Source organism: Flavobacterium anseongense (genome assembly GCF_021608185.1).
GTDB classification, from domain to species: Bacteria; Bacteroidota; Bacteroidia; order Flavobacteriales; family Flavobacteriaceae; genus Flavobacterium; species Flavobacterium anseongense.
The window spans coordinates 568,925-592,927 of record NZ_JAKIHN010000001.1 but is presented as its reverse complement, the minus strand read 5'-3'; the positions used below and the strand labels follow the sequence as shown (position 1 = coordinate 592,927).

Sequence of the window (24,003 nt, the reverse complement as noted above, 5' to 3'; positions counted from 1 at the left end):
GTAGCAAAATTAATCCATAAAAAAAGCCACACTTTTCAGTATGGCTTTCTATTTTTTTTAGAAAAATTATTCTTTAATAAAACGTTTTGTTGCTGTTGAAGTTCCATTAGAAACTTCAATTAAGAAAGTTCCTGTTTTTAATGAACCAACATAAATACTTTCGTTTTCAATTTTACCACTTCCTAATTCTTGTCCCATCATATTGAAAATTCTATAAGTTGATGGAGATTCAAGATTAGTAATATTTAAAATATCACCTTTTACAGGATTTGGATACAAGTTGAAAGAGATTCTAGGAGCACTAACCACTTCATCAATTCTTGCAGATGAAGTAATGTTTACGGTATAATCTTCCACTTCTCCATAAGAGAATGTTTCACAATATGACGGAGACGCATTGTATTTCATAGAAACACGCATTCTAGTTGAACCAAGTAATGCAGTTGCAGGAACAGTAAAGCTGTTAGTGATAGGAGTTGTTTTGGTTTTTGTTCTGTTAACTACTTGTTCGCCGGAATCGGCAAAATCACCATCTTGGTTAAAATCTATCCAAACTCTGTAGGCTTCGCTGTAAACAGTTGATGTCCAGGCCGGAGTTATAGTTATAGAATTACTTGTTCCACGTGTTAAGTTAGTTGAAAGCGAAGTGAAATTACCATAACCGCTATTATTCCCTGATAAATTATTTATAGTGCCAAGTTGAACTCTGTTGATGTATTCATCAGCAGTACTGTTTCCTTGTGAAGCACAATAAGTTACTGAATTAGCCAGAGTTGTAACGCTTGCAACATTACTGTCAGTAGAAATATTTCCGGCAGCGTCTTTAGCTCTAACAGTAAATGTGTATGACGTTGAAGCAGTCAAGCCAGTCACAGTATAAGTTGTAGCCGAAGTTGTTGATGCTAAAAACACACCGCCTTTATAAACATTATAACCTGTAACGGCAACGTTATCAGTGGCACCCGACCAAGATAAATTTGTTGTTGTAGTTGTAGTTCCGGAAGCTGTTAATGCTGGAGCAGCTGGAGCAGTAGTATCCGGTGTTAATGTAGTTACGTTAACAGTGTTACTAGCGACAGAAACATTTCCTGCAGCATCTTTAGCCTGAACATAAAATGCATAAGAAGTCGATGATGACAAACCAGTTGCGGCATAAGTTGTAGACGCAGTCGAAGCTAAAAACACACCGTCTTTATATACATCATATCCAGTCACGGCAACATTGTCAGTAGCACCTGACCAAGATAAATTGGTTGATGTCAAAGTTGTTCCTGAAGCTGATAATGTTGGAGCCGTTGGAGCTGTAGTGTCCGGAACCGGATCCAAAGTTGTTACACTTGCAGTATTGCTGGCAGCAGAAACATTTCCTGCAGCATCTTTAGCTTTTACAGTGAAAGCATAAGTTGTAGAAGCTGATAAGCCGGAAACTGCATAAGATGTAGCAGCGGTTGAACCTAATAGAACGCCATCTTTATACACATCATATCCCGTTACAGCAACATTATCTGTAGCACCTGACCACGATAAATTTGTTGTAGTTTGAGTTGTTCCTGAAGCTGATAATGTTGGTGCTGTTGGCGCAACAGTATCTGTAGAACCTGCAGTAATAGTAAAATTAGTATTGGATACATCAAAGAAAATATGATTTGTTCCTTTTACCATGATTCTGTTGGTTGTTCCTGCTGTGTTAGGAATTACAACTGCTTCTGAACCATCATTTGGCGTAGCCGCTAATAAAGTTGTCCAAGAAGTTCCGGCATTAGTTGAGATTAAAATATCAACATTGGCACAGTTTACATTATTTGCTGTTGTTCCGGCAACATTCCAAGTTACGGTTTGAGTGCTTCCTCCAACGTAAGAAACAGCAGTGTTTGGAGAACTCACAGTAAATGGTCCAGCAGTAGCGTTTACCGTAACAATCATGTCATCACTATTATTTGCTGGTCCACCAGCTCTATTATCACGAACAGTTACTCTGAAGTTTAATGTTCTTGCCACAGAAGATAATGCTTCCACAGTAAGTTCACTTCCCGCAGTCGTTGTTGCTCCGGTTAAAACAGAAGCCATTCTTGGGAAATATCTTGTTGGAGAAGTAGATGAATTATAAGATCTGAAATTTACTCCGGTAGTTTTAGTAGCACTTGGAACTGCTGTTGTAGTCTGAGCATCCATTTCTTCCCAGTTATAGGTAAGTGCATCTCCATTAGCGTCTGTAGCAGTAGCGGTTAACATAAACGGAGTGCTTTTTGGAATTGTATAATCTAATCCTGCACTTGCAGTTGGGACTGAATTTCCGGTAGCGATATTAACTGAACAGGTTTTTGCTTTAATATTATTAGTTACCTGTTGGATACTTATGGCATGAAAGTAAGCATCAGAATGCGGTTGAACATCAAGAGAAGTTATACCGGCATAACCCATAATTGTTGAACCTGAACCCGGTTCCATTTGAACTCCGGTTCCTTCGTTTCCACCATGTGTCCAAGTGTGATTTGCACCCATTTGGTGTCCGATTTCGTGAGCAACATAATCAATATCAAAATTATCTCCGGACGGAATTCCATCAGCTGGAGAAGTGATACCACTACCTTTTCCACTAGAACAAATACACCCTATGCAACCTGCATTTCCACCACCTCCGGTAGCACCAAATAAGTGACCGATATCATAATTAGCATCGCCAATTACAGATGTTAATGTTGACTGCAATTGAGAATTCCATTGTGACATACTTGAAGCAGCAGAATATGGATCTGTTGATGCACTAGTGTAAATAACCAAGTCAGTATTGGCAATTATAATCAAACGAGCACCAAAATCTTTTTCAAAAACACCATTACATCTGGTGATTGAGTTGTTTATTGCTGCTAAAGCTAAAGCTTTTGTACCACCAAAATAGGCAGTGTATTCTCCTGTACAAGACATTGCCAGACGGAATGTTCTTAATACAGAGTCATCTGCGTTTGGTCTTTGTGCGGTTGCATCCATTCGTGGAGCAACCTCGTCAATTACACTACACTCGAAAGGAGTAAGTGATTGTGCTCTATCTGATTTTCTATAAACGGTATAGGTTCCTAAATCAGCTGATATAGGCTCAATAAATACAGCAGATTTATCAGGAGAGAGCACCATTGATTTGAATCCTAATGGCGAAACGCTAAAATGTGCGGTTGCTGCAGGATTATCAATTCCAATTCCAATATAGGATTTAATTTCAGGATATCTCGCAGCTAATGCCGGATCCATATTAGGATTTTCGTAAACACGATATCTTTCTAAAATACCATCAGCATTAGGAATAGATAATACAGTATTCGATTGTTTGACATTCGCCATTCTTGCAGGCGCATTGTTCAAACCCGTTTTCAGACTTAATAGATTCAAGTTGAAAAGTTTGTTTTCCGGAAGGCGCATTCTCGAATCGAGCGCAACCATGTCGGTTTTCTTAGTAGTTGAATTCCAAACTGTACTTATATTTTGAGAAAAAGACACAGTGGTAATTGCCAATAATGTAGCAATGAGTAATTTAAATTTCATAATTCAATTTGGTTTGATTAAATATAGTGTCGCAAAAATAAAATTATTTTTAAGAAATCGATGTTATAATTAATAAATCTATTAACAAATCGACAAACTACACCCTTTATTATTGTCAGATAACCAAAAAATAAAAACAATTCGTATATAAATGATAATTTTCTTAATGTTTTGCTCAGAGGTTTATTCAAAAAAATTAATTTTAGAAAAAAATAAAGAATGAATCTTAGTTATTGGGAACTCAAAAACTGGTTTACAAATATAGATTTTACCATTGTTGGTAGCGGAATCGTAGGTTTACATTGCGCTTTGGCATTGCGTGAAAGTTTTCCTGAAAGTAAAATATTGATTTTAGAAAAAGGAATCTTACCTCAAGGAGCAAGTACAAAAAACGCAGGTTTTGCCTGTTTTGGTAGTCTATCGGAAATTATTGATGATTTGAAATCGCATAGCGAAGAAGAAGTTATTCAACTTATTTCAAAGCGATGGAACGGATTGCAATTGTTGCGTAAAAATTTAGGTGACGAAACTATAGATTTCAAACCTTATGGTGGCTATGAATTATTTCTGAAAGATGATGAAAGTACATATTCAGAATGTCTACAAAAATTACCATTCATCAACGACTTATTAAAACCACTTTTCAAAAATGATGTTTTTGCCAAAGAAGTGGATCGTTTTGCTTTTAAATCCATAAAGGAATACGTAGTTTTTAATCCGTTCGAAGCCCAAATCGATACCGGAAAAATGATGAATGCCTTATTACAAAAGGCAATTGCGAATAATATTTTAATCCTCAACCAGGTTGAAGTTACTTCTTATCAGGAAAACAATAATGAAGTTGAAGTTGTCTTGGGAGATTTCAGTTTTTCTACAAAAAAGCTATTATTTGCCACCAATGGTTTTGCAGCAAAATTAACCAACAATCAGGTGAAACCTGCAAGAGCACAGGTTTTGATTACAGAGCCAATTCCAAATCTGGATATTAAAGGAACGTTTCATTTAGACAAAGGCTATTATTATTTCCGAAATATTGACAATAGAATTTTGCTTGGCGGAGGAAGAAATTTAGCATTTGAAACAGAAACTACTACAGAACTTGGTCAGACAGAATTAATTCAAAATCGTTTGGAGGAATTATTAAAAGAAGTAATTTTACCAAACACCGATTATAAAATTGCGCATCGCTGGAGCGGCATCATGGGATTAGGTTCGACCAAAAAACCAATTGTCGAACAAGTATCGGAACATGTTTATTGCGGCGTAAGATTAGGCGGAATGGGAGTTGCTATTGGAAGTTTAATAGGACAGGAGTTAGCGGATTTAGTAAAATAAAACATGATAAGAAAAATTTTTCGTTGGATTTGGAAAGCGATGCTTTGGTTTTTTGGACTTTCCATTTTATCGGTCATACTATTTAAATGGGTTCCAATTCCGTTTACACCTTTGATGGTTACCAGAATTATTGAATTTAAGTTAGATGGGAATGATGCTATTTACAGTCATAAATGGGTTCCGCTGGAACAGATTTCCCCCAATCTTCAAAAAGCCGTAATTGCCAGCGAGGACGGGAATTTTTTAAAGCACAGCGGTTTCGATTTTAAAGCGATGCAGAAGGCTTTTAAAAATAATAGTAAAGGAAGAAAGCTAAAAGGCGGAAGTACCATATCGCAACAAACCGCCAAAAATGTTTTTCTGTGGCAAGGCCGAAGTTATGTGCGAAAAGGACTCGAAGCTTATTTCACCGTTCTGATTGAATTAATCTGGGGAAAAGAACGCATTATGGAAGTTTACCTTAATAGTATTGAAATGGGTAATGGTGTTTATGGCGCGCAAGAAGCGGCAAAACATTGGTATAGAAAACCGGCAGCAGATTTAACGCGGAGAGAAGCGGCGGGAATTGCGGCAATTTTACCCAATCCCAGAAAGTACAAAGCAACAAACTCTTCTTCCTACATAGAGAGACGAAAAGATAAAATCATGAGAGTGATGCGACACATTGGAAAGATTGATTATTAAATAAAAACGTCCCGATTCTTCGGGACGTTTTTATGTCAAAACATTTTTAGTAAAATAGAGGTCTGTATTGTTGCCAATGTTTGAATATTAAAACGGCATTGAAAACAACAACCAAAACAGCAACCGATATTCCCGGTATATCCAAAAACAAATGAAATAACAAAATATTAATCGATATCGGGGCTAACAATATTAGTGCAAAAGCCACCCATTTTTTCAGTAATAACATAGCTCCAATAATCACTTCTAAAAAACCTACCACAGGAAAAATATAACCTGTTGCGCCAAGTGAATTTATGAATTGCCCAGCGGCTGTGTTAGTGTCCGGTTGATCCATAGGAAGAAAAGGATGTATCATATTTGCACCAAAAACTACAAGTGCCAAACCTAAAGTAATTCTAACAATTTTAGTAAACATTGAATTCATAAAATGATGGTATTTAGATTAGTAATAATGTAAATTTAACATTAAAAATTTAAACATTTAGCGCACTAAAAATCTAATTATTAACACATTGTTATTATTCATTATACTCTTTAAATCATAAAATTAATTCCAAGGATTATGTTTCGACCAATATTTGGAATTCCATCAGTCTTTAATCTTGACAAATGCGAAATATAGGTTCTGTCAAATAAATTATTAGCATTTAAATTGAAGTTGAAAGTAGTTTTATAGATAGTAATTTTTCCGCCTAAACCTAAATTTATCAAAGTGTAATCTTTAGTTTTTGTTTCAAATTCGCTGTTGTTATTTTGTGCAAAAGTGCTTTCAATATTAAGCGTTGCAAAGCCTTCTTTCCACCAGTTTTTTAATTCAAATTCTCCTTTAAAAGTATTGTTCCATTTGTTGGCCGGAATTAACGGTAAATTACTTCCATCATCTTTTTTGCCAATAACCGTTTCAAAACTACTCGTAAAATGCAGCCAATCTAAAGGATGTGGATGGAAGTGAATTCCAGTTTCTCCACCATATAATTTGGCATTCGCCTGAACATAATCATAAACATTGTTGCCGTCAATGACATTTCCGTTTGGCGAAATAAAAATGTAATTATTAATATGATTATAAAAACCATTAGCAAAGAGTTCAAAGTGTGAACTTTTATATTCCAAATTCAAATCGGTTTGCAGATTTTGCTCATTGTCAAGTGATGAATTCCCAATTTCATAGCGATTGCTGCCTTCATGTACACCATTCGAAGTCAATTCAGCCAAGTTAGGTGCTCGAAATCCAGAAGCAACATTCAGGCGCAAAGTAAAATTATTAGCCAAATGGGTTTTGTAACCAAGTGAAGCATTGAAACTGTCAAAACTTTTGTCTACAGCTTCAAAATAACCTTCCTGTCCAACAATTCCGTTGGTTTCGCTGCTTACTTTTCGGTTGTCAAAACGCAATCCGGCTTGTAGCACATTTTTGCCAAATTCGTAATTAGCTGTTCCAAAGATTCCAAAATCATTGGTTGAAGCATCCGGAATCAATAATTCTTCTCCCGAATTGGTGTTGGTTTGATGCATTCCCTGAACTCCAACAATAGTTTCCACTTTGCCTAATTTTGGCAAATAATATTTCAAATCGTAATTGAATGTTCGCAGTTTCATGTGTAATGAAGCTACATTACTGTCTTCAAATTCGCTTCGGTCATTGAAAATATATCCAAAATCAGCATCAAGTTTCGAGTTCTTGAAATAGAAATTATTATGCAGACTCAAAATATGATTGTCAACCGCTTGCTTAGGATAAATAGTAGAATGACTGGTAGATTGTTCACTTATTCCTTCTTCCGGAATTCCTAAATCTAATCGATTAAAATTGTATCGAAGCACACTGGAAAAGCTCGAATTACTGTAACCAATTCCGGTTTTTAAATCGGTTTCATTGTAACGTGTATTTGTAACTCTGTCACTATTTGGACCCGAGGGCGAAGTCCGAATTGGCGAAGCAATCTGATAATCAGCATGTGTGTTGAAACTTCCACGCGCTAAAAATTTCCAGTTTTCGGTTGAAGTTTTTAATCCTAAAGAAGTGTTGCTTCCTAAAGTATTTGAAAAAACACGTTGACTAAAATCGGCTTTGAATTCTTTTGGATTGGCAAATTTTTCAGGATTGAAATATAAAACGCCACCCAATGCATCAGAACCATAAAGCAGCGAAGCCGGACCTTTGATAACTTCAACACTTTCGACCCCGGCATCGTTTAAACCCAAACCGTGTTCTTCTCCAAACTGTTGATTTTCCAACCGAACGCCTTGTGAATAGACCAAAACCCGATTACCACTCAACCCACGAATAACAGGTTTTCCAATCGAAGTTCCGGTTGAAACCTGTGAAACTCCGGGAATTTTTGCTAATCCTTCAACAAGCGTTGTGGCTCCTTTTTGTTGTAAAGATTTTAGGCTTTCGTGCTCGACTTTCATCACGTTTTGCGATTGCAGTTTGTTGAAAGCAGTTGAAACAATGACTTCATCCATGTGAATTGCATTGTCTTCGAGTGTTGTGTTTTGAATAGTTTCTTTTTCGGAAATAGTTACAGCAATTAGTTTTGTAGCATATCCAATAAATGAAAAAGAAAGTTTGAATGTTCCGTTTGGTAAATTATTTAAAGTATACTTTCCATCAGCATCTGAAATGGTTTCTTTATGGATTTCAGGAATGGAAATGATAACATTCGGTAATGGTTTGTTGTCTTTGTCGGAAACAGTTCCAACGATTTTATTTTGCGCGGTAGCAACTAACGAAAAGCCCATCAATAGGGCAATATAGATTGATTTCATGATTAATTTTATTGATAAATAAATGATTGACCGATACTATTTCGGTCTGATAATTCAAGGAATCTGAAATGAATTCAGATTAAACAATAAAACTTGGTGGTGCCCGAAGCGCAAAAAGACTTCCTCGGAAAAACTGAGTTATTTCTTTGGAATAATAAGAGGAATATTTGGTAATAACTTCAACTTTTTGAGAAGTAAAAGTTAGTTTAGATGGCGAAATAAAGTTGCTAAACGTAAATTCACAAGTAAAACAATGATCAAATCCTTCGTGTGCGTGAGTGATTTCGGTTTTGTGATGATGGTAATTGTGGTAGCAGTGTTTTTCTGAAAATTGTTTTTCTAAGTGACCAATAGCATCAAAAGACTGAAAAAGTATTGCCAGCAACACTAACAATCCCATGATTGAATTTACTATGAGAAATCTTTTTTTCATCAAGTGCAAATGTAAGTCATGCTCAAAGAAAAACCGTCTGATTTTAACAAATTTTATGATTTGTAAAACCGGACGGTTGCCTATTTCTGTCACTTCCCCGATCAGGTGGAAGTCTATTATACTAATTTATTCGCTACTAAATATTCAGCAATCTGAATTGTATTTGTAGCAGCACCTTTTCTCAAATTATCGGAAACAATCCACATGTTCAAAGAGTTTGGCTGACTCTCATCACGACGAATTCTACCAACGAAAACTTCATCTTTTCCTTGAGCGTACAAAGGCATTGGATAAGTGTAAGTATCATTGTTATCTTGAACAACAACGCCATCCGTATGATGTAAAATGTTGCGTACCTCATTCACATCAAAATCATTTGAAAACTCTACATTCACGGCTTCGCTATGACCGCCAACAACCGGAATTCTAATCGCAGTTGCGGTAACAGCAATCGATTTGTCTCCAATGATTTTTTGAGTTTCACGAACCAATTTCATTTCTTCTTTGGTGTAACCGTTATCTTCAAAACTATCACATTGTGGAATTGCGTTTCTGTGAATTTGGTATTTATATGCCATTTCACCTTGAACACCTGCGTATTCATTTTCTAATTGTCTTACTGCTTTCACTCCGGTTCCTGTGATAGATTGGTATGTAGAAACAATCACACGTTTGATGTTGTATTTTTTGTGCAATGGCGCTAAAACCATAACCATTTGAATAGTCGAACAGTTTGGGTTAGCGATGATTTTATCTTCTTTTGTCAATTCAGATGCGTTAATTTCCGGAACTACTAATTTTTTGGTTGGATCCATTCTCCATGCAGAAGAATTATCGATAACTGTTGTTCCTGCTTCGGCAAATTTTGGTGCCCAGGCTAAAGATGTTTCGCCACCAGCCGAAAACAAAGCGATATCTGCTTTCATATCTACTGCCGTTTGTAAGCCAACTACTTTATACTTCTTACCCTTAAATTCGATTTCCTTACCAACCGATTTCTCGGAAGCTACAGGAATTAATTCGGTTACAGGAAAATTTCTTTCCGCTAATACTTGAAGCATAACTTCGCCAACCATTCCGGTTGCGCCTACAACAGCAACTTTCATATTTTTAATTTTAAAGGGTTAAGTTTTGAAAGTGCAAAAGTATGTAGAAAAAAAAGAAAATAGAATATAGAAGAAAGAAAAAAGACAGTAAAATACAGCTAACGTTGTAATTAGCCCCGATAGTAGTGGAAATCCTTTTTTTAAACTGCACGGGTTTAAACCCGTGGCAGTTTAAAAAAAGATTGTATCGGATAGCGGGAGTGAGCGTCCTGATAAGCGGAATGCTGTGCTCCTGAAATAAAAAAAAAGACCCTGAAACAAGTTCAGGGTTAAATTAGAATATATAATGTAGCGGTATTATTTTTTTAATAAATCTCTGATTTGAGTAAGTAATTCTTCTTGAGTTGGTCCGGCCGGAGCTGGAGCTTCTGCTGGTTTTTTGGTTTTGTTGTATGCTTTTATAATCATAAACATTACAAAACCAATTACAACTAAACTGATTATTGAATTAATCCAAGCGCCATATCTAACTGCGTTTTCAGGAGAAGTTATAGCACCGGCTGCGTCTTTAACTTCTGGTGATAAGACATATTTTAGTGCTGAAAAATCCATTCCTCCGGTTAGCATTCCAACTAGAGGCATTGCTATATCGGCAACGAATCCGTTTACTACGGCACCAACGGCGCCAGCCATGATTACGGCAACTGCGAATTCAATCACATTACCTGTCATAATAAAACTCTTAAATTCCTTTAACATAATTATTTTGGTTTATTGGTTAATAGAAAACTAAGTTAGTCAAAAAAATAAAACTTTGAAATTATTCTCTGAAAAAAACGCGTTTAACTCGCTGAGAAATGCTGGTTAGAATTTCGTATGGAATGGTATTGAGTTGCTGAGCCATAAAATGGACTGTTGGATTTTCGCCAAAAATAATTACGGTGTTGCCTTCCTTGCAATCAATGTCGGTTACATCAACCATCAGCATGTCCATACAAACGCTGCCGACAATTTTGGCTTGTTTGTTATTGATGACAACATAACCAACGCCATTACCCCAACTTCTGCGAATGCCATCAGCGTAGCCAATTGGAATGGTGGCGATTTTGGTTTCTTTTTCGGCGATAAATCTTCGGCCGTAGCCTACACTTTCATTCGCATCGATAGTTCTGATTTGAGAAATAACCGATTTTAAAGTGCCGACGTTTTCGAGTTCTTTTTGTTCTTCGGTATCATTTGAAATTCCGTACAAACCAATGCCTAAGCGAACCATATCGTATTGCGCTTCGGGATAATTGGTAATGCCTGAAGTGTTTAAAATATGTCGAATAGGTTTTATATTCAACTCTGTTTGCAGTTGGGTTGACAATTTTTCAAATAAGACAATCTGCGATTTAGAAAACGCATCGTGTTTCAAATCGTCACTTGTTGCCATGTGCGATAAGACACTTTTAATTTGTACGGTTTCGTTTCCTTTTAGAATCTCGATTAAATCTTGTAGATTTTCTTCTTCAAATCCAAGGCGATGCATTCCGGTATCTAATTTAATATGAATTGGGAAATGCTTTAATTTCTTTTGTTCCGCAATTTTTAAGAATGCTTTTAATCCTTTTATCGAATAAATTTCAGGTTCTAAATGATGCTGAATAATGGCAGCAAAGCTTGTCGTTTCGGGATTTAAAACCATAATCGGAACTGTGATTCCTGAATTTTTCAGCGAAATTCCTTCATCGGCGAAAGCCACACCGAGATAATCTACTTTGTGATGTTCGAGTAATTGTGCAATTTCAAAGCCACCATTTCCGTAGCCAAACGCTTTGACCATTACCATCATCTTGGTTTTTGGTTTTAACTTCGATTTGAAAAAACTCAGATTATGGCCAATCGCATTGAGGTTAATTTCTAAAACGGTTTCATGTGTCTTTTCTTCGAGCATCGACACAATTTTTTCAAAATTAAAATCGCGTGCGCCTTTGATTAATATGGTTTCGTTTTCAAAATTCAGGTTGTCAAAAGCATTCGTGAATTCGGCTACATTTTTAAAGGTAACACAATTGATGAATTTGTTTTTATACTGCGAAATGGTTTCTCCAATGCCAATCACACGGGTAATTTTATTCGAAATAATCAACTGCGAAACCTGAGAGTATAATTCTTCGTTACTCAAACCGCTCTGAAAAATATCCGAAAGAATAATCGTTTTCTTCTTGTGTTGTTTCTGATTTTCTAAAAAGTCCAAAGCAATTTTTAGCGATTGAAAATCGGAGCTGTAACTGTCATCGATAAGTGTACAATTATAAATTCCGTTTTTCACTTTTAAACGCATTTCTACAGGATATAGATGTGCCATTCTAGTTTGAATGACGTTGTGATTGTATCCAAAATACAACATCACCATCATGCAATGTATCGCATTTTCCACCGAAGCCTGATCCTGAAACGGAATCGTAATTGGGAACGTATCTTCTCTGTAAGTAACTTGTAATTCGGTTAGTTCGCCTATGTTTTTTTTCGTGATAAAAACATCAGCACTTTTATCATCAGAACACCAAGTGAAGATTTTTATTTTTGGATTAACAAAAGCACAGATGGTTTTGTTTTTATTCAGAATCAAAACGTTTACCGAAACAAAAAGTTTTAATTTTTCTTTGATTTTTTCGGCAACGCTCGAAAATCCTTCGTCGTGCGCCGAACCAATGTTGGATAAAATTCCAATTGTTGGCTGAATTATTTTTTGGAGTTTTTCCATTTCGTGGCTCATGGAAATTCCGGCTTCAAATATTCCTAAATTGTGTTTTTCGTTGATACCTAAAATTGAAAGCGGCACACCAACTTGTGAGTTATAACTTTTTGGACTTCGAATAATATTATAATCCGGGCTTAAAAGAAAGTTCAGCCATTCTTTAATGATGGTTTTTCCGTTGCTTCCGGTAATTCCTATAACAGGAAAATCAAACTGACTGCGATAAAAGGCCGCAAATTTCTGTAGGGCATCAAGGGTATTTTCGACGACTAAAAAATTCGCTTTTCCGGCAACATTTTCCGGAATCTGAGAAACCACAAAATGCTGAACGCCTTTTTTAATCAGCTCTTCAATATATAAATGCCCATCGTGATTTGGTCCGGAAATGGCAAAGAATAAGGTGTTTTCGTCGTTTTGCAACGAACGACTGTCAATGGAAATATAGTCAATAATTGCTACATCATTATTACCAACCCAATTGGCTTTGATGATGGGAACAATATTTCGGATGGTTAGTATCAAGAGTTGGATTTATTTTTGCTTCGCCAATTCGCTGGCGTTCGGGTCGTCTGATAAATGTTCAGGATCTTTAACTTCCATATTTTCGCGCATTGCCTTGTAATAAGCGGCGCGACTCAATGGCTCATATTCTTCGGTTTCACCCAATAAAACCAATTTGTCGCTGTCGGTCTTTCTAAAACTGTAGTGCGCTAAATTTCCGGTTCGGGTACAAACCGCGTGCACTTTGGTAACATATTCTGCGGTTGCCATTAATGCCGGCATTGGTCCGAAAGGATTTCCTTTAAAATCCATATCCAATCCAGCTATAATTACCCGGATTCCGGAATTGGCCAAGTCATTACAAACGGCTACAATTTCATCATCAAAAAACTGCGCTTCATCAATACCAACTACGTCGCAACCTTGTGCCAGTATTCTAATGTTGGCTGCAGCAGGAACCGGTGTAGAACGGATTTCGTTTTTGTTATGAGAAACTACCATTTCTTCGTCATATCTTGTATCGATTGCCGGCTTGAAAATTTCCACTTTTTGTTTGGCGAATTGCGCTCTTTTCAACCTTCGGATGAGTTCTTCCGTTTTACCCGAAAACATCGAACCGCAGATGACTTCAATCCAACCAAATTGTTCTTTATGATTTACTGTATTTTCGAGAAACATTTTGTATTTTTCTTGCGCTAAAAATGAATAGTTTTTATTACTTTGTAACAGAAACAAAAATATTAAAAAAGACGACCTTATTCCATAATATTTTCAAACTTATGAAAAAAAGATTAGAAGCCGAATTAATCAGCATTGCACACCGAATTTTAAAGCTAAAAAACAAATCGGAAGTTGATCAATTGTATAAAGAAACGCAAAAACTTTACGAAACATTGTCTGTTTTAAAATTCTATCAGGACAATTTCGAATCGGTAAAATCTGAAGTGTCAGAAGAGGTTTTAGAAGAAAAATTATCTAATCAAGCTCCAATTGAACAAGTTGCTGAAGCAAAAGATGAAGTAATTGAACCAATTGCAGAAGTTGCCACAGAAGCCGAAGCTGAAGAAGAAGACACGAGCGAAAGCGAACTGGCGGAGCAAATTATTTCGGAAGAACCTGAAGCAGTTTTGGAAGAAGAGGAAGTATTGGAAGAAGTTGCAGTAGATGAACCTGAAGCAATTTCGGTGGAACCGGCTTTCAAACCTATTTTTGAATTAGAAGCTGAAGAGGATGAGGAACCAGTTGCGGCAGAAGTAGCTTCTGAAGTGCAACCGGAAGAAAAACTTGAAGATCTTATCGGGAATTATGCTGATCCGGTTTTTGTGAAACCAAATGAAGTGTCATTATTTCCATCAGAAACGCCACTAGAAGAGGTAAAACAAGAAGTAAAGGAAGAACCAAAAACGGCAGCTTTCAATGAAATGACTTCAAAATCAATCGCTATTGGATTGAACGACCGAATTGGTTTTGTGCAACATCTTTTTAACGATAGCAACGAAGATTTTAATCGTGTGATTTCTCAGTTAAACACTTTTGATACTTTTGAAGAAGCCAAGAATTTCATCAACGAAATGGTGATTCCGGATTATAACTATTGGGTTGGCGAAGAAGATTATATCGAACGATTCATGGAAATCGTTGAGAAAAAATTCCAGTAAATGGCCAAACTTTACATAGTGCCAACGCCAATTGGCAATCTTGAAGACATGACTTTCAGGGCGATTCGCGTTTTGAAGGAAGTCGATTTGATTTTGGCCGAAGACACACGAACCAGCGGTAAACTCCTGAAACATTTTGAGATTTCGACGCACATGCACAGCCATCATATGCACAACGAACACAAAACCGTTGCCAATTTGATTAAGCGATTGCAGGCTGGCGAAAACATTGCGCTGATTTCTGATGCCGGTACTCCGGCCATTTCTGATCCCGGTTTTTTGTTAACGCGAGCTTGTGTTGAAAATAATATTGAAGTCGATTGTCTGCCTGGTGCAACAGCTTTTGTTCCGGCTTTGGTGAATAGCGGTTTGCCCAATGACCGATTTGTTTTCGAAGGATTTTTGCCCGAAAAGAAAGGAAGACAAACCCGATATTTGGCATTATCCGAAGAAAACAGAACGATGATTTTCTATGTTTCGCCACATAAACTCGTAAAAACCTTAGCCGAATTTGTGCAGTATTTTGGCCCCGACAGACCAGTTTCTGTTTCAAGAGAATTATCAAAACTACACGAAGAAACCATCCGCGGAACTGCCGCAGAAGTCCTAAAACATTTTGAAATAAAACCACCGAAAGGAGAAATTGTAGCTGTGGTTGGTGGGAAGATTTCTGAAAAAGAAAAGAAAAAAAACGAGGAATAAATTACTCCACTTCCAAATCAACAAAAGAGAACGAATTCCCACTAAACAAACCTTTATCGGACAATTTCAAATCCGGAATTACCAATAACGCCATAAATGATAAAGTCATAAACGGTGCTTTCAAATTGCTTCCCAATTGTTTTGACATCGCATCAATTTCCTGATACAATTTTCCGGTTTCCCAGCCGTCTTTGTCGCTCATGATTCCGGCTACTGGAAGTGCTAACGATTTGGTTTCAGCACCATTCACAGCACAAACGCCACCATTATTTTCAATTAGTATATTGACAGCTTTGCAGATTTCTTCATCCGAAGTTCCAACGGCAACAATATTATGACAATCGTGCGCCACTGAACTTGCAATCGCACCTTTTTTAAGCCCAAAGTTTTTGATAAAAGCAATTGCTGGTGGAGCATTTTCGTAGCGGTTGACAACCGCCATTTTTAGAATGTCATTTTCTATATCAGAAACGATTTTTCTGTTTTCTATTTTGGGTTTGTGGTGAATTTCATTGGTAATTAATTGCCCTTCCAAAGCTTCAACAACTCTGATTTTTGAAGCTGAACTACTAATATCAAATTCAATAACCTGTTTTTTAGAAGTATTGAAATTATTAGGTTTTTCAAAGTCGACGTGTTTTACAAATGATTTCCCGTTTTCGGCAACGAGTTCGCCATCGATATAGGTTTGCAACACGTTGAAATTGGTTAAATCTTCTACCACAATAAAATCAGCAGCATCGTTTTTTTGCAATAAACCAATATTCATTTTATAATGTTTCACCGGATTGATACACGCCATTTGCAATATTTTGAAAACGTCAAAACCTTTGGCAACAGCTCTTGCGCAAAGCAGATTAATGTGTCCGACAATCAAATCGTCAGGATGTTTATCATCGGAACAAAACATCATGTTCTCGAAATTATCCGGCAATAAATCAATCAAAGCTTCGAAATTTTTAGCGGCGCTTCCTTCCCGAATAATAACTTTCATTCCAAGTGAAAGTTTTTCAGCGGCTTCGTCGTAAGTAAAACACTCATGGTCAGTAGAAATTCCGGCAGCAATATATTTTTTGATAGGCGCACCACGCAAACCCGGCGCATGACCATCTACAGGTTTGTTGAAATATTTCGCCCAGGCAATTTTTTTTAAAACTTCTTCATCATCAAACAAAACACCTGGATAATTCATCATTTCCGATAGATAATAAATATCGGGCGACGCCATTAATTCTTTGATTTGTTCCGAATCAATTACAGCGCCAGCCGTTTCATAAAACGTAGCCGGAACGCAGGAAGGCGCGCCAAAATGAAACTTTAAAGGCACTTTTTTACCGTTTTCAATCATATAATGAACACCATCTTTTCCCAACACATTCGCAATTTCGTGCGGGTCAGAAATGGTTCCGACTGTTCCGTGCAACACAGCAAGTTTCGCAAATTCAGAAGGCACCAACATCGAGCTTTCAATATGAATGTGTGCATCAACAAAACCGGGAAGAATATAAGTTTTGACGTTGTGTGTTGCCTCAGTTATGGAAGTGATTTTACCATTTTCAACAGTAATTTCACCCGAATATATTTTGCGATTTGGAATATCTACAATCTGACCTTGAATTTGCATTTGAATTTCTTTTATAGTTCAAAAGTAGCAAATATTATTTTGGTTTTTATTTATAAATTATACACTAAAACTATATCATTTGTTATAGCCTTTCACGTATTTTTGTTTGCAATCATTCGTAATTAATTATGCGCTGGACACTCAAACCAAAACCATCTTCCGAAAAAGTAAAAGACTTGGCTTCACAATTAAAAGTGGATGAGCTGATTGCGATGCTTTTGGTGCAGCGCGGTATTGAAACTTTTGAGCAGGCAAGACAGTTTTTTCGTCCGAGTTTAGCCGATTTGCACAATCCGTATCTAATGAAAGATATGGACAAAGCGGTTTCCCGAATTGAAACTGCGATTGCCAAGGGTGAAAATATTCTGGTTTTTGGAGACTATGATGTCGATGGAACAACGGCAGTTTCGTTGGTTTCGTCTTATCTGAAAAGTTATTATCCAAATGTCGCGACTTACATTCCCGACCGTTATGACGAAGGCTACGGAATTTCGTATAAAGGAATTGATTTTGCAGATGACAATGGGATTTCTTTGATTATTGCGTTGGATTGCGGTATAAAATCCATTGACCATATCGCTTACGCAAATGAAAGAAACATCGATTTTATCATTTGTGATCACCATCGTCCGGGCGATACTTTGCCAAATGCTGTCGCAGTTCTCGACCCAAAACGTGACGATTGTTCGTATCCGTATGATGAATTGTGCGGTTGTGGTGTTGGTTTCAAATTGATTCAGGCTTTGGGCGAAAACAGAAATCAAACCATTGACGATTTACTGATTTATCTCGATTTGGTTGCCACCGCAATTGCTGCCGATATTGTTCCGATGACGGGTGAGAACAGGGTTTTGGCCAAGTTTGGATTGGAAGTTATTAATGCAAATCCGCGTCCGGGAATTAAAGCCCTTATCCAAAATGTAAAGAAAAAAGTGTTAACGATTACCGATGTCGTTTTCATCATCGCACCAAGAATTAATGCAGCCGGAAGAATAAAACATGGGAACGCTGCCGTTTCTTTATTGACGGAATATGATTTAGACCAAGCCGAACAATTTGCTTCGGAAATCGAACAGCACAATACTGACCGAAAAGATTTAGACAAACAAATCACGATTGAAGCCTTAGACCAGATAGAAATAAATGAGGAAACCGATAGATTTACGACTGTAGTTTATGATGAAAACTGGCACAAAGGCGTCATTGGAATTGTAGCGTCACGCTTGATAGAAACCTATTATCGCCCAACGATAGTGTTTACCAAAAGTGGCGACAAACTAGCAGCTTCGGCGCGTTCTGTAAAAGATTTTGACATTTATAATGCGTTGGAAGCGGCTTCTGAACATCTCGAACAATTTGGTGGTCACATGTATGCAGCCGGAATGACATTAAAAGAAGAAAATTATCAGAATTTTAAAAATGCGTTTGAAAAAGTAGTCTCAGAAACCATTCATCCCGATTTGTTAACGCCGGAAATTTCGATTGATGCAGAAATTAATCTAACCGATATTGATGATAGATTGGTGCGATTATTAAACCAGTTTGAACCTTTTGGTCCGCAAAATATGACGCCGACTTTTATGACCAAAAACCTAAAAGACACGGGTTATGCCAAAACATTAGGGGAAAAAGGAGAACATTTAAAGCTATTCGTAAAACAAGCTAATTCGAAAGGTATTGGAGCAATAGGTTTTGGTTTAGGCGATAAGTTAGAAATAACAAAAAACCATCAGCCAATTGCAATTTGTTATTGTATTGATGAGAATGAATTTAATGGAACTGTATCTTTGCAATTGAGATTAAAAGATGTTAAGCCTGTTTAAATGACGAAAAACGATCCTTACGAAGCACTTCGGTATACTGAATTTAAGTTTTTTTTACTGATGCGATTTGCCATGGTTTTTGCATGGTCGATGCAATTTGTTATAATTGAATGGGAAGTTTATAAACTTACAAAAGATCCATTGTCACTTGGAATTATTGGTTTAATGGAAATTATTCCGGCAGTTGGAATGGCTTTGTTTGCCGGACATATAGTTGACCAAAAAGAAAAGAAAAGTCTATTAGTAAAATGTATTTTAGGGTTTTCAGTAGTTAGTTTTGGCCTTTTTTTAATAACGGTTCCAAGTATTACTAAGGATTTATCGCTTCAAACTATATTGTATGTTGTTTATGCTTTGGTGTTTTTTGGAGGTTTAGTTCGCGCGTTTATTGGACCAACTGTATTTTCCTTAGTATCTTTAATTGTTCCAAAAAAAGCGTACGCTAACGCATCGACCTGGAGCAGTTCTATTTGGCAAATGGCAGCGATGTTTGGACCGGCAGTTGCAGGTTTTTCCATCAGTTTGTTTGGCGTTCATTGGTCAATGTGTTTGGTTTTCGCTTTTTCACTTTTCGCTTTATTGTTTTTAACAAAAATTGAAAAGAAACCTATTTTAAACCCCAAAATTGGCGAACCCATTTTTCAAAGTTTATCAGAAGGAGTCAAATTTGTCTTTAAAAACAAAACAATATTAGGCTCTATTTCTTTAGATATGATTGCAGTTCTTTTTGGTGGTGCTATGGCATTGCTTCCAATTTTTGCTCAAGATATACTTAAAGTCGGTTCTGAAGGATTTGGAATTCTTCGGGCAGCGCCAGCAGTAGGCTCAGTAATCACAATGATACTTTCGGCTTATATTTCGTTGAATAAAAAAGCTGGAATTAAATTATTGGCTGCCATTTTTCTGTTTGGCGTTTGCATCATTATTTTTGGATTGTCAACTTATTTTTGGGTTTCTGTTTTAGCCATGTTTTTTAGTGGTGTTTTTGATGGTGTTTCTGTAGTGATTCGAAATACCATTTTACAGTTGCATACGCCAGACAATATGCGTGGTCGAGTGTCATCAGTTAATTCAATTTTTGTGGGTTCTTCAAATGAATTGGGCGCATTCGAAAGTGGACTTACCGCTAAAATAATGGGAACAGTTCCGGCTGTAGTTTTTGGAGGAACAATGACATTGATTACGGTTGCTTTTACCGGATTTATTTCGCCGTCGTTTAGAAATTTGGATTTGGCAAAAGATGTGGAAGCCTTGAAGAGTGAAGAATAGGTTTTTAAAATTCTAATACTCTTTCAACTCAAATTTTTCGCCATCAAAAACACCATATGTAAAGTAACCAATCCAATCGCCAAGGTTGATATATTCTGAGTTTTCACCAACTTTTAAAACCATTGGTAAATGGCGATGACCAAAAATAAGGTAGTTATACTGTTTGGTTTCGAGTTTTCGTTTGGAATATTGTACTAACCATTCTTTTTCTTCGCCAAGGAATTTCACATCGGCATCGCCCGAAATTAGTTTATTTTTTACAGAAAGGTATTGCGCTAACTTCACTCCAATATCAGGATGCAGCCAACGATACAGCCATTTTGAAAACGGACTGGTAAACACTTTTTTCATGCGTTTGTATCCTTTGTCTCCCGGACCTTTTCCGTCGCCATGTCCAATTAAAAAGGATTTTCCGTTGAATTCATATTCCTGATTATCGTGATAAACCGGAATGTTCAACTCTTTTTGAAAATAATCGTTCATCCACAAATCGTGGTTGCCCACAAAGAAATAAATCGGAATTCCACTGTCGCGAATTTCGGCTAATTTGCCCAGAACTCTTACGAAACCTTTAGGAACAACCGTTTTATATTCAAACCAAAAATCAAATAAATCACCTAACAGGAAAATACATTCTGCATCTTTTTTTACTTCGTCAAGCCAGGCGACAAATTTTTGTTCACGCGGAAAACTAGCTTCAGGTGTCGGTGCACCAAAGTGTTGGTCAGAAGCAAAATATATTTTTTTGTTGGGAGAAATAGTCATTTAAAGTTAGTTTTATAAAGGCACTTCGACAGGCTCAGTGTGACAATTTAGTTATCTGAGGCAAACCATTCGGCAAAAGACGTCTCGGTTTCCTGTAATTTCAGCGAATGCAATTTGATATCATTTGGCAAACGACTTTTTATTTTTTTGGCAAAATCAGTTACCATATTTTCGCTCGTAGGTTGGTAATCCACCAAAATTACATGATGTCCGCGGCTTTTTAATTCGGCAGCCAATTCAACATGTGGTGTGTTTTTATTAAAAACAGTTGCATGGTCAAAAGCATCAACGACTTCTTCTTTGACAATTTTTTTCAAATCAGAAAAGTCAATTACCATCCCGAATTTTACATTTGAAGTATCCGAAATAGGCTTACCAATAACCGTCACCGAAAGTTTATAGCTGTGTCCGTGCACATTTTTGCATTTGCCATCATAGCCATATAGCGCGTGTCCGGTTTCGAAAGAAAATTGTTTTGTGATTCTGATGTTACTCATGCTTGAAAATTTATTGCAAAGGTAATTACTTTTTAAATTGGCTCAAGGCTTCTTTGGTAAAATCAGAAAGTACTAGTTTTCCCGAAATAGCAGCTCTTTCATATAACAGTTCATCCCAATTTTCTGTGCCTTGCCAAAATATTTTTTTCAATTCGGATAAAGCCTCAGGATTGTAAGATGCTAATTTTTTAGCAAGTTTTATCGTGGCTTCAGTTACTTCGTTTTGGCTGTCAAAAATATCGGCATACAATCCTTTTTCCTTTGCCCAATCAGCCGTTTGCCAAATGTTGGGTTGTAATGTCAATTCAGACATGGCGATTTTACCAATTTTTCTGGAAACTGCCGGTTCAATTACGAACGGTCCAATACCGATTGCGATTTCAGATAATTTAATACCTGCATCCTGATACGCAAAAGCAAAATCACAGGCTGCAATAAGACCAACGCCACCACCAACAGCTTTGCCTTGTATTTTACCGACGATGATTTTGGAACACTTTCGCATCGCATTAATCACATTGGCAAAACCCGAAAAGAATTTTTTTCCGGTTTCAAAATCGGTTATGGAGAGGAGTTCGTCAAAAGAAGCGCCTGCACAAAACGCATTGCCTTCGCTTTGCAAAATAACTACATTCACTTCAGCATTAGCAGAAATTTTATTTAATTCATCTGTCAACTTTTGTAATAATTCACTTGGAAATGAATTGCTTGCCGGATGACTAAAAGTAATCGTAGCAATGGTATCTTCGATTTGAATTTCGATAAATCCGTTTGAATTTTCGTCAGACATAAATTATGATTTGATGTAAAGATAAGAAATAAAAAAAAGCCATCTGGTTTTTAACCAAACGGCTTTTGTGGAGAAGATGGGACTCGAACCCACGACTTCTTGCCTGCCAGGCAAGCACTCTAACCAGCTGAGCTACATCCCCAAAATTTGTCCGACAAATATATAATTTTATACAAACAAAAGACAAGTCAAGTGAATCTTTATTTTTTGTTTGGAATTTAATTACTTTCCATTCTTTAAATCTTCAGCAACTTTCTCTAATTCAGCGTACCAATCTTCGCCAAATCTTCTAATCAAAGCTTCTTTTACAAACTTATATACCGGAACTTCAAGCTCTTTTCCTAATGAACAAGCTGGATTGCAAATGTCCCAACGGTCATAATTGACGGCGGCAAATTCGGTAAAATCTTTTACACGAATCGGATACAAATGACAGGAAACCGGTTTTTTCCAATCAATGATTCCTTGATTATAGGCTTGCTCGATACCGCAAAGTGCTGTTTTTCCATCAAAAATTACATAGGCACAATCTTTATTATCGATTAATGGAGTCTCCAAATCCTGGTCGGTTCCCACAACCCAAGTGCCTAATTTTTCTATAGCTACTATACCTTCTTTGCGTAAAAAGGGTTTTACTTTTGGATAGATTTTTTCCAAAATTTCGGTTTCTTCTTTTGTCAAAGGTGCTCCGGCATCGCCATCGACACAGCAAGCACCATGGCAGGCTGAAAGATTACAAACAAAATCTTTTTCGAGGATGTCTTCAGAAACTATGGTTTTACCTAATTGAAACATTAGAATTTAGGAATAAGGATTTATGATTTAGGAATTAAATTCTGTGCAAAAATAGCCAATTTAGATTTGGGATTTGGAATTTCCATTTTGGAATTTAGTACTTTTGAAAAAAGAAATATATGAACATCGATTTTAGAGAAATAGCGACAGCCACAATGGTGCTTTTTGCCGTGATTGATATCGTAGGAAGTATTCCTGTAATTATAGGTTTGCGGGCAAAATTTGGACATATTCAATCGGGAAAAGCTTCATTGGTTTCGGCCGGAATTATGATTGCGTTTCTTTTTGTGGGTGAAGAAATCCTGAAATTAATTGGTATTGATGCGAATTCTTTTGCTGTAGCCGGTTCGTTTGTGCTGTTCTTTTTAGCTTTAGAAATGATACTTGGAATTCGGTTGTACAAAGATGATAAAGCAACTTCGGCTTCTATAGTTCCGATTGCATTTCCCTTGGTTGCTGGTGCCGGAACGATGACAACCTTACTTTCGTTGCGTGCAGAATTTCAATCTGTAAACATAATCGTTGCCATAGTTTTGAATATTATTTTGGTGTATTTGGTTTTGAAATCATCTGCCAAAATTGAAAAAATGCTTGGCGAAAATGGATTAAGTATCATTCGAAAAGTTTTTGGCATTGTACTTTTGGCCATAGCTGTTAAATTATTCGCCGCGAATGTTAAAGGACTATTTGCATAAAGCCAAATTTTAGTATTTTTGTCCTCTAAATGTAATTCATGAAAATTTTCACCAACATACTTCTTTTTATTGCTATTGCGCTGATAATAGTAAATGTTTTTCTGCTCGATTTCGACAAACCGTTTGAAGGGAACAGCATGATTGCTTTGATTGGCATTGCGGCTTCTTTTTGCGCCGTTCTTATTCTTTTGATTTTTAGAATGTCTAAAAAAATCGAAGAAAAACTTAAAAACTAAATTTTTTTAAATCTCAAATAGCAAATTCCAAATCCCAAATAAAAGTCAAATTTCAAAATACAAAAGGCCTGGGTTTTATGATTTGACTTTTATTT

General features: G+C 36.6%; 21 protein-coding genes and 1 tRNA gene. 8 read left to right on the top strand and 14 right to left on the bottom strand.

From position 1 onward, the window contains the following. Positions 1-66: 66 nt before the first annotated feature. Entirely contained in the window at positions 67-3,537 is a 3,471-nt protein-coding gene (locus L1S35_RS02640; protein ID WP_236396309.1) for a reprolysin-like metallopeptidase, read from the bottom strand. A 219-nt stretch (positions 3,538-3,756) separates the two neighbouring features. Between L1S35_RS02640 and L1S35_RS02635 the strand changes: the two genes are divergently transcribed. Further along, a complete protein-coding gene (locus L1S35_RS02635) occupies positions 3,757-4,872 on the top strand; it encodes an NAD(P)/FAD-dependent oxidoreductase (RefSeq protein ID WP_236396307.1) in 1,116 nt (371 codons plus the stop codon). A 3-nt stretch (positions 4,873-4,875) separates the two neighbouring features. After that, complete coding sequence (mtgA, locus tag L1S35_RS02630) at positions 4,876-5,556, top strand: monofunctional biosynthetic peptidoglycan transglycosylase (RefSeq protein WP_236396305.1); 681 nt, start codon at positions 4,876-4,878, stop codon at positions 5,554-5,556. Between the two features lie 46 nt (positions 5,557-5,602). Here mtgA and L1S35_RS02625 read toward each other — a convergent pair whose 3' ends face one another. The 7 genes from L1S35_RS02625 to L1S35_RS02595 form a co-directional block, all read right to left on the bottom strand. Beyond that, positions 5,603-5,983 carry a DoxX protein gene (locus L1S35_RS02625; protein ID WP_236396303.1) on the bottom strand — a complete coding sequence of 127 codons (381 nt, stop codon included), beginning with the start codon at positions 5,981-5,983 and terminating at the stop codon, positions 5,603-5,605. Between the two features lie 110 nt (positions 5,984-6,093). Further along, complete coding sequence (locus L1S35_RS02620) at positions 6,094-8,331, bottom strand: TonB-dependent receptor (RefSeq protein ID WP_236396301.1); 2,238 nt, start codon at positions 8,329-8,331, stop codon at positions 6,094-6,096. Positions 8,332-8,410: 79 nt separating this feature from the next. Continuing rightward, positions 8,411-8,764 (bottom strand): hypothetical protein, encoded by a 354-nt coding sequence (locus tag L1S35_RS02615; RefSeq protein ID WP_236396299.1) that lies wholly within the window; start codon positions 8,762-8,764, stop codon positions 8,411-8,413. A gap of 116 nt (positions 8,765-8,880) precedes the next feature. After that, the gene (locus tag L1S35_RS02610; RefSeq protein WP_236396297.1) at positions 8,881-9,870 is read right to left on the bottom strand and encodes an aspartate-semialdehyde dehydrogenase; all 990 of its coding nucleotides are present in this window, start codon (positions 9,868-9,870) and stop codon (positions 8,881-8,883) included. 297 nt (positions 9,871-10,167) lie between these two features. Then, positions 10,168-10,569 (bottom strand): large conductance mechanosensitive channel protein MscL, encoded by a 402-nt coding sequence (gene mscL / locus L1S35_RS02605; protein WP_236396295.1) that lies wholly within the window; start codon positions 10,567-10,569, stop codon positions 10,168-10,170. 61 nt (positions 10,570-10,630) lie between these two features. Then, entirely contained in the window at positions 10,631-13,075 is a 2,445-nt protein-coding gene (locus L1S35_RS02600; protein ID WP_236396293.1) for a bifunctional UDP-N-acetylmuramoyl-tripeptide:D-alanyl-D-alanine ligase/alanine racemase, read from the bottom strand. A 9-nt stretch (positions 13,076-13,084) separates the two neighbouring features. Beyond that, on the bottom strand, positions 13,085-13,732 hold the full coding sequence (locus tag L1S35_RS02595) for a thymidine kinase (RefSeq protein WP_236396291.1): 648 nt from the start codon (positions 13,730-13,732) through the stop codon (positions 13,085-13,087). Between the two features lie 101 nt (positions 13,733-13,833). On the opposite strand from L1S35_RS02595, the gene L1S35_RS02590 reads away from it, so the two are divergent. After that, the gene (locus tag L1S35_RS02590; protein WP_236396288.1) at positions 13,834-14,712 is read left to right on the top strand and encodes a DUF8457 domain-containing protein; all 879 of its coding nucleotides are present in this window, start codon (positions 13,834-13,836) and stop codon (positions 14,710-14,712) included. Next, positions 14,713-15,414 carry a 16S rRNA (cytidine(1402)-2'-O)-methyltransferase gene (gene rsmI, locus L1S35_RS02585; RefSeq protein WP_236396286.1) on the top strand — a complete coding sequence of 234 codons (702 nt, stop codon included), beginning with the start codon at positions 14,713-14,715 and terminating at the stop codon, positions 15,412-15,414. 1 nt (position 15,415) lies between these two features. On the opposite strand, the gene ade is transcribed toward rsmI, so the two are convergent. After that, positions 15,416-17,038 (bottom strand): adenine deaminase, encoded by a 1,623-nt coding sequence (gene ade, locus L1S35_RS02580; protein WP_236396285.1) that lies wholly within the window; start codon positions 17,036-17,038, stop codon positions 15,416-15,418. A gap of 128 nt (positions 17,039-17,166) precedes the next feature. Here ade and recJ point away from each other — a divergent pair, with 128 nt between their 5' ends. Together recJ and L1S35_RS02570 are read left to right on the top strand one after the other, a co-directional pair. Continuing rightward, complete coding sequence (gene recJ, locus L1S35_RS02575) at positions 17,167-18,861, top strand: single-stranded-DNA-specific exonuclease RecJ (protein WP_236396283.1); 1,695 nt, start codon at positions 17,167-17,169, stop codon at positions 18,859-18,861. Next, positions 18,862-20,130 (top strand): MFS transporter, encoded by a 1,269-nt coding sequence (locus L1S35_RS02570; RefSeq protein ID WP_236396281.1) that lies wholly within the window; start codon positions 18,862-18,864, stop codon positions 20,128-20,130. A 12-nt stretch (positions 20,131-20,142) separates the two neighbouring features. Here L1S35_RS02570 and L1S35_RS02565 read toward each other — a convergent pair whose 3' ends face one another. From L1S35_RS02565 to L1S35_RS02545, 5 genes are all read right to left on the bottom strand, one after another. Continuing rightward, positions 20,143-20,895, bottom strand: a complete 753-nt coding sequence (locus L1S35_RS02565) for a UDP-2,3-diacylglucosamine diphosphatase (protein WP_236396279.1) — start codon at positions 20,893-20,895, stop codon at positions 20,143-20,145. Positions 20,896-20,942: 47 nt separating this feature from the next. Next, a complete protein-coding gene (locus L1S35_RS02560) occupies positions 20,943-21,392 on the bottom strand; it encodes a 6-pyruvoyl trahydropterin synthase family protein (RefSeq protein WP_236396277.1) in 450 nt (149 codons plus the stop codon). A 25-nt stretch (positions 21,393-21,417) separates the two neighbouring features. Further along, a complete protein-coding gene (locus L1S35_RS02555; protein WP_236396275.1) occupies positions 21,418-22,182 on the bottom strand; it encodes an enoyl-CoA hydratase/isomerase family protein in 765 nt (254 codons plus the stop codon). Between the two features lie 68 nt (positions 22,183-22,250). Beyond that, positions 22,251-22,324 (bottom strand) — tRNA-Ala (locus tag L1S35_RS02550). A gap of 80 nt (positions 22,325-22,404) precedes the next feature. Continuing rightward, positions 22,405-22,977 carry a DUF3109 family protein gene (locus L1S35_RS02545; RefSeq protein ID WP_236396273.1) on the bottom strand — a complete coding sequence of 191 codons (573 nt, stop codon included), beginning with the start codon at positions 22,975-22,977 and terminating at the stop codon, positions 22,405-22,407. A 119-nt stretch (positions 22,978-23,096) separates the two neighbouring features. On the opposite strand from L1S35_RS02545, the gene L1S35_RS02540 reads away from it, so the two are divergent. Then, positions 23,097-23,672, top strand: a complete 576-nt coding sequence (locus L1S35_RS02540) for a MarC family protein (RefSeq protein ID WP_236396271.1) — start codon at positions 23,097-23,099, stop codon at positions 23,670-23,672. Positions 23,673-23,710: 38 nt separating this feature from the next. Continuing rightward, positions 23,711-23,908, top strand: coding sequence for a hypothetical protein (locus L1S35_RS02535; protein ID WP_236396269.1), 198 nt, complete (start codon positions 23,711-23,713; stop codon positions 23,906-23,908). Positions 23,909-24,003 lie beyond the last annotated feature (95 nt).

Excerpts from the sequence above, each read along its gene's own strand:
- L1S35_RS02640 (WP_236396309.1), bottom strand. The coding sequence starts at position 3,537 with ATGAAATTTAAATTACTCATTGCTACATTATTGGCAATTACCACTGTG.
- L1S35_RS02635 (WP_236396307.1), top strand. The coding sequence starts at position 3,757 with ATGAATCTTAGTTATTGGGAACTCAAAAACTGGTTTACAAATATAGAT.
- mtgA (WP_236396305.1), top strand. The coding sequence starts at position 4,876 with ATGATAAGAAAAATTTTTCGTTGGATTTGGAAAGCGATGCTTTGGTTT.
- L1S35_RS02625 (WP_236396303.1), bottom strand. The coding sequence starts at position 5,983 with ATGAATTCAATGTTTACTAAAATTGTTAGAATTACTTTAGGTTTGGCA.
- L1S35_RS02620 (WP_236396301.1), bottom strand. The coding sequence starts at position 8,331 with ATGAAATCAATCTATATTGCCCTATTGATGGGCTTTTCGTTAGTTGCT.
- L1S35_RS02615 (WP_236396299.1), bottom strand. The coding sequence starts at position 8,764 with ATGAAAAAAAGATTTCTCATAGTAAATTCAATCATGGGATTGTTAGTG.
- L1S35_RS02610 (WP_236396297.1), bottom strand. The coding sequence starts at position 9,870 with ATGAAAGTTGCTGTTGTAGGCGCAACCGGAATGGTTGGCGAAGTTATG.
- mscL (WP_236396295.1), bottom strand. The coding sequence starts at position 10,569 with ATGTTAAAGGAATTTAAGAGTTTTATTATGACAGGTAATGTGATTGAA.
- L1S35_RS02595 (WP_236396291.1), bottom strand. The coding sequence starts at position 13,732 with ATGTTTCTCGAAAATACAGTAAATCATAAAGAACAATTTGGTTGGATT.
- L1S35_RS02590 (WP_236396288.1), top strand. The coding sequence starts at position 13,834 with ATGAAAAAAAGATTAGAAGCCGAATTAATCAGCATTGCACACCGAATT.
- rsmI (WP_236396286.1), top strand. The coding sequence starts at position 14,713 with ATGGCCAAACTTTACATAGTGCCAACGCCAATTGGCAATCTTGAAGAC.
- ade (WP_236396285.1), bottom strand. The coding sequence starts at position 17,038 with ATGCAAATTCAAGGTCAGATTGTAGATATTCCAAATCGCAAAATATAT.
- recJ (WP_236396283.1), top strand. The coding sequence starts at position 17,167 with ATGCGCTGGACACTCAAACCAAAACCATCTTCCGAAAAAGTAAAAGAC.
- L1S35_RS02570 (WP_236396281.1), top strand. The coding sequence starts at position 18,862 with ATGACGAAAAACGATCCTTACGAAGCACTTCGGTATACTGAATTTAAG.
- L1S35_RS02565 (WP_236396279.1), bottom strand. The coding sequence starts at position 20,895 with ATGACTATTTCTCCCAACAAAAAAATATATTTTGCTTCTGACCAACAC.
- L1S35_RS02560 (WP_236396277.1), bottom strand. The coding sequence starts at position 21,392 with ATGAGTAACATCAGAATCACAAAACAATTTTCTTTCGAAACCGGACAC.
- L1S35_RS02555 (WP_236396275.1), bottom strand. The coding sequence starts at position 22,182 with ATGTCTGACGAAAATTCAAACGGATTTATCGAAATTCAAATCGAAGAT.
- L1S35_RS02545 (WP_236396273.1), bottom strand. The coding sequence starts at position 22,977 with ATGTTTCAATTAGGTAAAACCATAGTTTCTGAAGACATCCTCGAAAAA.
- L1S35_RS02540 (WP_236396271.1), top strand. The coding sequence starts at position 23,097 with ATGAACATCGATTTTAGAGAAATAGCGACAGCCACAATGGTGCTTTTT.
- L1S35_RS02535 (WP_236396269.1), top strand. The coding sequence starts at position 23,711 with ATGAAAATTTTCACCAACATACTTCTTTTTATTGCTATTGCGCTGATA.